Origin of the sequence: Nesterenkonia aurantiaca (assembly GCF_004364585.1) — a bacterium.
Classification (GTDB): Bacteria; Actinomycetota; Actinomycetes; order Actinomycetales; family Micrococcaceae; genus Nesterenkonia; species Nesterenkonia aurantiaca.
On record NZ_SOAN01000001.1, the window covers coordinates 369,602 to 376,628 of the forward strand.

General features: G+C 67.6%; 4 protein-coding genes. 2 read left to right on the forward strand and 2 right to left on the reverse strand.

Translation table 11 applies throughout. The features are described from left to right. Positions 1-62: 62 nt before the first annotated feature. A complete protein-coding gene (locus tag EV640_RS01625; RefSeq protein ID WP_084479436.1) occupies positions 63-1,040 on the forward strand; it encodes an SDR family NAD(P)-dependent oxidoreductase in 978 nt (325 codons plus the stop codon). Between the two features lie 87 nt (positions 1,041-1,127). Here EV640_RS01625 and EV640_RS01630 read toward each other — a convergent pair whose 3' ends face one another. Further along, entirely contained in the window at positions 1,128-2,603 is a 1,476-nt protein-coding gene (locus EV640_RS01630; RefSeq protein WP_166645838.1) for a mechanosensitive ion channel family protein, read from the reverse strand. A 258-nt stretch (positions 2,604-2,861) separates the two neighbouring features. Here EV640_RS01630 and hisD point away from each other — a divergent pair, with 258 nt between their 5' ends. Beyond that, entirely contained in the window at positions 2,862-4,169 is a 1,308-nt protein-coding gene (gene hisD / locus EV640_RS01635) for a histidinol dehydrogenase (protein ID WP_133725592.1), read from the forward strand. A gap of 164 nt (positions 4,170-4,333) precedes the next feature. Here hisD and EV640_RS13990 read toward each other — a convergent pair. Next, on the reverse strand, positions 4,334-7,027 hold a 2,694-nt coding region (locus tag EV640_RS13990; RefSeq protein ID WP_208292152.1), incomplete at its 5' end, for an SH3 domain-containing protein.

A 7,027-nucleotide genomic window follows, 5' to 3' on the forward strand; every position in this document is an offset into this window, starting at 1 on the left:
TCTCGGCGCTTCAGGCGCAATGCTGACCGCGCCGCCCGGCTCTGCACTCTAGGATAGCCAGCATGAGCAACCACACGGCCGTCATCACCGGTTCCACCGCCGGCCTCGGCGCAGCGTTTGCGCGCCAGCTGGCTGCACAGGGCTACGACCTCGTTCTGGTCGCCCGCGATGGAGAGCGCCTGCGGATGCAGGCGGAGTCCATGGCTTCCCAATACGGGGTGGACACCTCGGTCATCGTCGCGGACCTGGTGACCGACGATGGGGTCGCAGCCGTCCAGGAACGGCTGGCCGACCGCACGAACCCGGTCCACCTGCTGGTGAACAACGCCGGGCACGGGCTGGCCACCGAGTTCATCGACTCGGATCTCGAGGATGAGCGCAAGCTGCTGCGTCTGCATGTGCAGACCACCATGGAGCTCACGCACACCGCGGCCAGCGCCATGGTGCGCCGCCGCGGCGGACGGATCATCAACGTCGCCTCGGTGGCCGGCTACACCCCCACCGGGACCTACTCGGCGGCGAAGTCCTGGGTGATCAACTTCTCCAAGGGGCTGCACTCACAGCTGCGCTCTCGCGGAGTGACCGTCACCGCGCTGGTGCCCGGACTGGTGCGCACCGAGTTCCACCAGCGTTCCGGCATCAAGATCACTGCCGTCAAGCGCTGGATGTGGCTGGATGCCGAGGACGTGGTGCGGCAGGCGCTCACGGCCAACGCGCAGGGCGCCTCGACCTGTGTGCCGGCGCGCAGCTACCAGGTGCTCACCGCCGGACTGCGCTTCATGCCCGACTCGATGGTTCAGTGGGCCGTGGACAAGCGCACGGGAACCCCGGAACAGGACAGCGACTCCGGGCCGCAGACCCCCGGAGCGATCGAGACCGCGAAGGTCGGCGCGTCGCGAGGTCTCGAGTACGGGACCGGCGACGGCACTGCGGAGCCGACCACCGAGGCGATCAAGACCGTGAACGCCTATAAGACGGCCAAGGCCAAGAACTCCGCCAAGGGCAGCACGACCCGGGAGTCCCAGCCTCCGACGGAGTGACCCCGGGCCGGGGCTGTGCCACCGCCACGGCACGGCCCGGCACCGCCCGGGCCCCAGCTCGGGCGACGGTCAGCGTGCCGGGGGCGTTCAGCGCGGCCGCGCGGGTCCCTCGCCGGGACGCCGCGTGGCGGCGGCACCGAAGGTCTCCTCCTCGGCGGCCTCAGCCTTGTGCTGCGGCACCGCCTGAGTGGGCGCGGCGTCCTCGGGATAGGCGGTGCCGTCCTCGTCGAGCTCGGGTGAGTCCTGGCGTTCCTCCTGCCGTTCGAGCCGCTCGCGGTAGGCTTCGGCCCCGGGACCGGAGAACTCCCGGTTGCGCTGCACGGCGGCGATCGAGCCGGTGAAGACCGAGGCCCCCTCTCCCGCCTGGGTCACCGGCTGGGAGTCCATTCCGGAGTCGACGACGCCGACCTGCCCGGTGCGCACCGGGGCCGGGGACTTCGCCAGCGCCTCCTCGTTGGTCAGCAGCATCCGCTGGGTGAACACCGCATAGGGGTGCTCGGCGCGCAGGTAGTTCACCAGGTCCTCGCGGATCAGGCAGCGCAGATCCCAGAGCTCCCCGGAGTTCCGCGCGGAGACCACGACGCGCGCCTTGACCATGCCGCCCACGGCGTCGGTGACCTGCAGCGAGTAGTCCCGACCGTCCCAGAGCTCGGCGGAGTCCAGCAGTCGCTTGAGCCGGGCGCGCAGCGGATCCATTGGGACGCGCCAGTCCACGTCGAGCTCCACGGTCCCGAGGATGTCGGTGCCGACCCGGGTCCAGTTCTCGAAGGGAGTGGCCACGAAGTAGCTGGACGGGTAGATGAACCGACGCTCGTCCCAGGACTTGATCACCACCGCGGTGAGCGTGATGTCCTCGACCGTGCCGAAGTTGCCCTCCACCACGACGACGTCTCCGGCACGGATCGAATCGGTGAAGGCCAGCTGGATGCCGGCGAACACATTGGTCAGCACCGACTGCATCGCCAGACCGACCACCACAGAGGCCACACCCGCGGAGGCCAGCAGCCCGGCGCCGAGCGCGCGCACCTGAGGGATCATCAGCAGGATCGCCGCCACCGCCAGGGTGATGATGACCGCTGTGAGGATTCGCCGGATCAGCGAGACCTGGGTGGCCAGTCGGCGGCCGCGCCGGTCCTCCACATCCAGCTCCCCCTCGGAGTGGCCGATGTATTTGGAGTAGATCATCGCCTCCGCGATCCGCACGATCCGCAGCGCCCACCAGGCGACACCGATCACCACCGCCACCAGCAGCACGAAGGAGACCGGCAGGAACCATTCGGCCGCGCTGAGCGTGATGTTCAGCGTGAACCAGGTCCCGATCAGCACCAGGGTGATGAACAGCGGGGTCCGGGTCCGGTTCACCGCATGCTTGACCCCGTCGTTGTGCCGGAAGATCTGCTTGAGCAGCATCGAGGACATCACGGTGACCACCAGAGCGATCACCACCGCGAGCACCAGTCCGATGATGATGCCGAAGAACGGACCCTGCTCGACGATCAGGCTCTCGAGTCCTTCCGGGACGCTCTCTTCGACGATGTCACCGACCCCCTCGGTGGGTGCCACCTCCTGCTCGGGAGCCAGATCAGTGGTTTGCGGCACGGCGAAGGCCAGTGAGCTCGGTGAGAAATCCATCCGGGAAAAGACCATGGCCAGCATCATGCCACGCCGCTCTGGACGAGCACTGGAACACCCCGGGAGGTCCGGTGTGTGGGCTCTCACGTCACGAAGTGGGCGCGAGCGCCCTGCAATAGGGACAATGGTGCGGTGCTCACCTTCGATCCAGCGGGCGCGCACCTGATCAGCTCACCCCCTAGGAGAACCATGCTCACCCTCAAGGACCTTCGCGGCAGCGCGATCGACGCCGCCGCGGTGCTGCCCCGCGCCTCCCAGGACATCTCCACGACCATCGAGACCGTGGCGCCGATCCTTCAGGACGTGCGACTCAACGGCGTCTCCGCCCTGCTGGAGTATTCGGAGAAGTTCGACGGCGTCCGGCCACCCTCGCTGCGAGTGCCCGCGGAGAAGCTCCGCGAGGCGGCCGAGCAGCTCACGCCTGAGGTCCGCGCGGCGCTGGAGGAGCTCATCCTGCGAGCCCGCGCGGTGCATGAGGCACAGCTGCCGGAGGCTTCCGAGGTCTCCCCCGGCCCGGGCGCCCGCGTGATCAACCGTTGGGCCCCGATCCGTCGGGTGGGCCTGTACGTGCCCGGCGGCCAGGCCGTCTACCCCTCCTCGGTGGTGATGAACGTCGTGCCCGCACAGGTGGCCGGGGTGAGTTCGCTGGCGATCGCCTCACCGCCGCAGGCAGACTTCGGCGGGCTGCCGCACCCGACCATCCTGGGCGCCGCGCACCTGCTCGGGATCGAGGAGGTCTACGCCGTCGGCGGCGCGCAGGCGGTGGCGATGTTCGCCTACGGCGCGAAGGACCAGGCGGGCCAGCAGGTCTGCCCTCCGGTCTCGCTGATCACCGGACCGGGGAACATCTTCGTGGCCACGGCCAAGCGCGCGGTCCAGGGGGTGGTGGGCATCGACTCCGAGGCGGGTCCCACCGAGATCATGGTGCTCGCCGATGACAGCGCGCCAGCGGAGCTGATCGCCGCGGATCTGATCTCCCAGGCGGAACATGATGCCCTGGCCGCCGCCGTCCTGGTGACGCCCTCAATGACGCTCGCCGAGTCCGTCGCGACGGAGGTCGAGCGCCAGGCGCGAGACACCCGGCATGCGGACCGGGTCAAGCAGGCGCTGAGCGGCACCCAGTCCGCAGTGCTGGTGGTCGACACCATGGAGCAGGGTGTGGAGATCGCCAACGCCTACGGCGCGGAGCACCTGGAGCTGATGACTCGGGATGATGCCGGGATCGTGGATCAGATCCACAACGCCGGCGCGGTGTTCGTCGGCGCCCACACCCCGGTCTCCCTGGGCGATTACTGCGCGGGTTCAAACCACGTGCTCCCCACCGGCGGCGCGTCCGCGTATTCCGCCGGGCTCAACGTCTCCAGCTTCCTGCGCTCCCAGCAGGTCATCCACTACGACCGGGAGGGTCTGCGCGCGGTCGCGGCCCACGTCTCGGCGCTGGCCCAGGCTGAAGGGCTCCCGGCCCACGGCGACGCCGTCCAGGCCCGGTTCCGCTGACGACGACGGCGGACGCGACTCTCCCGCGAATGAGGGAGTCGAGCCCGCCGTCGTCGTACTGATGCGTCTTGGTCCTCAACACGGTAGCTCGGGACGCGGCACCACTGGTGGCGCCGCTCCCCGAGCTGCCGTGTTGAGTTCTCTACCAGCTCTGAGCCGAAGGCTCAGGCCTGGGAGATGTAGCTGGTGTTGACCCAGCCGGTGTAGTTGTCCCCGCCGACCTTGTACTGGACCTTGAGCCAGGACCCCTCGCGCTGAAGCTGCTTGAGCTCCGTGCCGCGCGGGACCTGCACGAGCTTGTCGCTGGATGTGGAGGCCTCTTCGCGCAGCGGCACGCTGTAGCTCGCAGTCCAGGTCCCTGCGGCCGAGACCGAGGAGACGGTCTTCGCGCTGGGGTGGACCTTGTAGTAGTCGTCCCCGTAGCCGCCCGGGTCCCCCTTGAGCCCCAGCTGGGAGGTGCAGTGCGGCCAGGCGTTCCAGCCCTGCTTCTTCCAGAGCATGTGGGCCCGCTTGATCTGTTCCTCTCTGGTGGCCTGGTGCGGGAAGCCGGAGCCGCCCACTTCCTTCCAGGACTCAGGGCTGAACTGGATGCCGCCGTAGAAGCCGTTGCCGGTGTTGATCTTCCAGTTCCCACCGGATTCACACTGTGCCAGCTTGTCCCAGGCCGAGCTGTACGGGCCGTTAGAGCTCTTGGTGTGCATGTTCGAGGTTGACGGTGCGGTGGAGGTGCCGCTGCCGGAGGACCCGGTGGTGGAGCCGCCGGTGGTCGAGCCGGAGCCCGAGGTGGAGGTGCCGCTGCCGGAGGACCCGGTGGTGGAGCCGCCGGTGGTCGAGCCGGAGCCAGAGGTGGCGGTGTCGGAGGTGGTTAGGAACTGCGCCGACATCCAACCGGTGGCACCGTTGACCTTGACCTCCTGCCAGCCGGTCGTCTTCTTCTCGAGCAGCTCGACCCTGGTTCCGGTCGGCACGGAGAACATCGTGCTGTTCTCGGTGCTCGGACCCATGCGGACATTCACCTGAGCCGTGGTGGTGGCGGTTCCGACGACCTTGCTCGTGCTGTTGGTCGAGTTCGCCAGGGTGGGGGTTGAGCTGCTGGAGCCCGTGCTGCTGGAGCCCGTGCTGCTGGACCCGGAGCTGCCGGCGGCACCGGCGTTGATGTAGGTGGAGTCGACCCAGACGGTCTGCCCGCTGAAGACGAAGCTCACCCAGCCGCCGCTGCGCCCGGTGATCTCGAACTGACGCAGCGGGTTCAGGTTCAGGACCACCTGATGTGAGGTGCCTGGGCCGCTGCGAGCATTCAGATAGACGTTGGGCTTGACGTGATGGGTCCCGCTCGCGGAAGTGCTCGAACCCGAAGTGTTCGAAGACGACTCGGTGTTCGTCGATGAGGATGACCCGGTGGTCGAATCGCTCGGAGACGATGATGAGACCGGGGTCAGGAAGTCCGAATGGACCCACAGTGTGCGGGTTCCGTCCTGGAAGCTGACCCACTCGCCCATCTTGCCGGTGATGGAGATCTTCGTGCCCGGGGAAAGCACCTTCACGCTTGAGCTCGTCGCACTCGCGCCGGTACGGGCATTGAGGTGGATTCCGCTCTTCACCGTGTAGCTGCCGGAAGCCGCAGTTGGGGCGCTGCTGGAGTCGGACGAGGTGGAGCTGGGGGATTCGGTCGAGGTGGAGCTGCTGGAGTCGGACGAGGTGGAGACCTTCTCCAGGTATGCGACGCTCACCCAGAGATTCCGGGTGCCGTCGTGGAACCGGACCGCGGAGCCCTTCTCGCCGTTCACCTCGATCGTGGTGCCGGGCTTGAGCACCTTGGCGATGGAGCTCGTCGTGCTGGCAGTCGTGCGCGCATTGAGGTTCACCCCGGCCTTGACCGTGTAGCTGCCACTTGCGGGAGAGACACCGAAGGCCAGGGAGCCTGAGCTGGGGGATTCGGTCGAGGTGGAGCTGCTGGAGTCGGACGAGGTGGAGACCTTCTCCAGGTATGCGACGCTCACCCAGAGATTCCGGGTGCCATCGTGGAACCGGACCGCGGAGCCCTTCTCGCCGTTCACCTCGATCGTGGTGCCGGGCTTGAGCACCTTGGCGATGGAGCTCGTCGTGCTGGCAGTCGTGCGCGCATTGAGGTTCACCCCGGCCTTGACCGTGTAGCTGCCACTTGCGGGAGAGACACCGAAGGCCAGGGAGCCTGAACTCGAGGAATCTGGGCCGCCGGGGATGGTCTCGGAGCCGGAGCCCATGCCGAGATTGACCTCGTCCAAGTACGCCGCGCTCACCCAGAGGTTACGGGTGCCGTCATGGAACCGGACCCATGAGCCCTTCTCGCCGTTCACCTCGATCGTGGTGCCGGGCTTGAGCACCTTGGCGATGGAGCTCGTCGTGCTGGCAGTCGTGCGGGCATTGAGGTTGACCCCGGCCTTGACCGTGTAGGTGCCGCTGGCGGGAGAGACACCGTAGGCATAGGAGAAGGTGTTTGAAGAGCCGGTTGAGGTGGAGCCGCTGGAGCCGGTCGTGCTAGCAGTGACTCTCTCCAGGTGCGCTGCGGTCACCCAGAGGTTCTGAGTGCCGTCATGGAACCGGACCTTGGTGTCCTTCATACCGGTCAGCGTGACCGTGGTGCCGGGCTTGAGCACCTTGACCATGGGACTCGAACCGCTGGCATTCGAGCGGGCGACCAGATTCACCCCGGCCTTGACCTTGTAGCTGCCACTTGCGGGACTGACCCCATGGGCCAAATCACCGGTGCTCGCGGCAGTGTTCGTGCTAGCAGTGACTCTCTCCAGGTGCGCTGCGGTCACCCAGAGGTTCTGAGTGCCGTCATGGAACCGGACCTTGGTGTCCTTCATACCGGTCAG

What these genes read in the sequence shown, in the direction of transcription:
- EV640_RS01625 (WP_084479436.1), top strand. Translation starts at nt 63, where the DNA reads ATGAGCAACCACACGGCCGTCATCACCGGTTCCACCGCCGGCCTCGGC.
- hisD (WP_133725592.1), top strand. Translation starts at nt 2,862, where the DNA reads ATGCTCACCCTCAAGGACCTTCGCGGCAGCGCGATCGACGCCGCCGCG.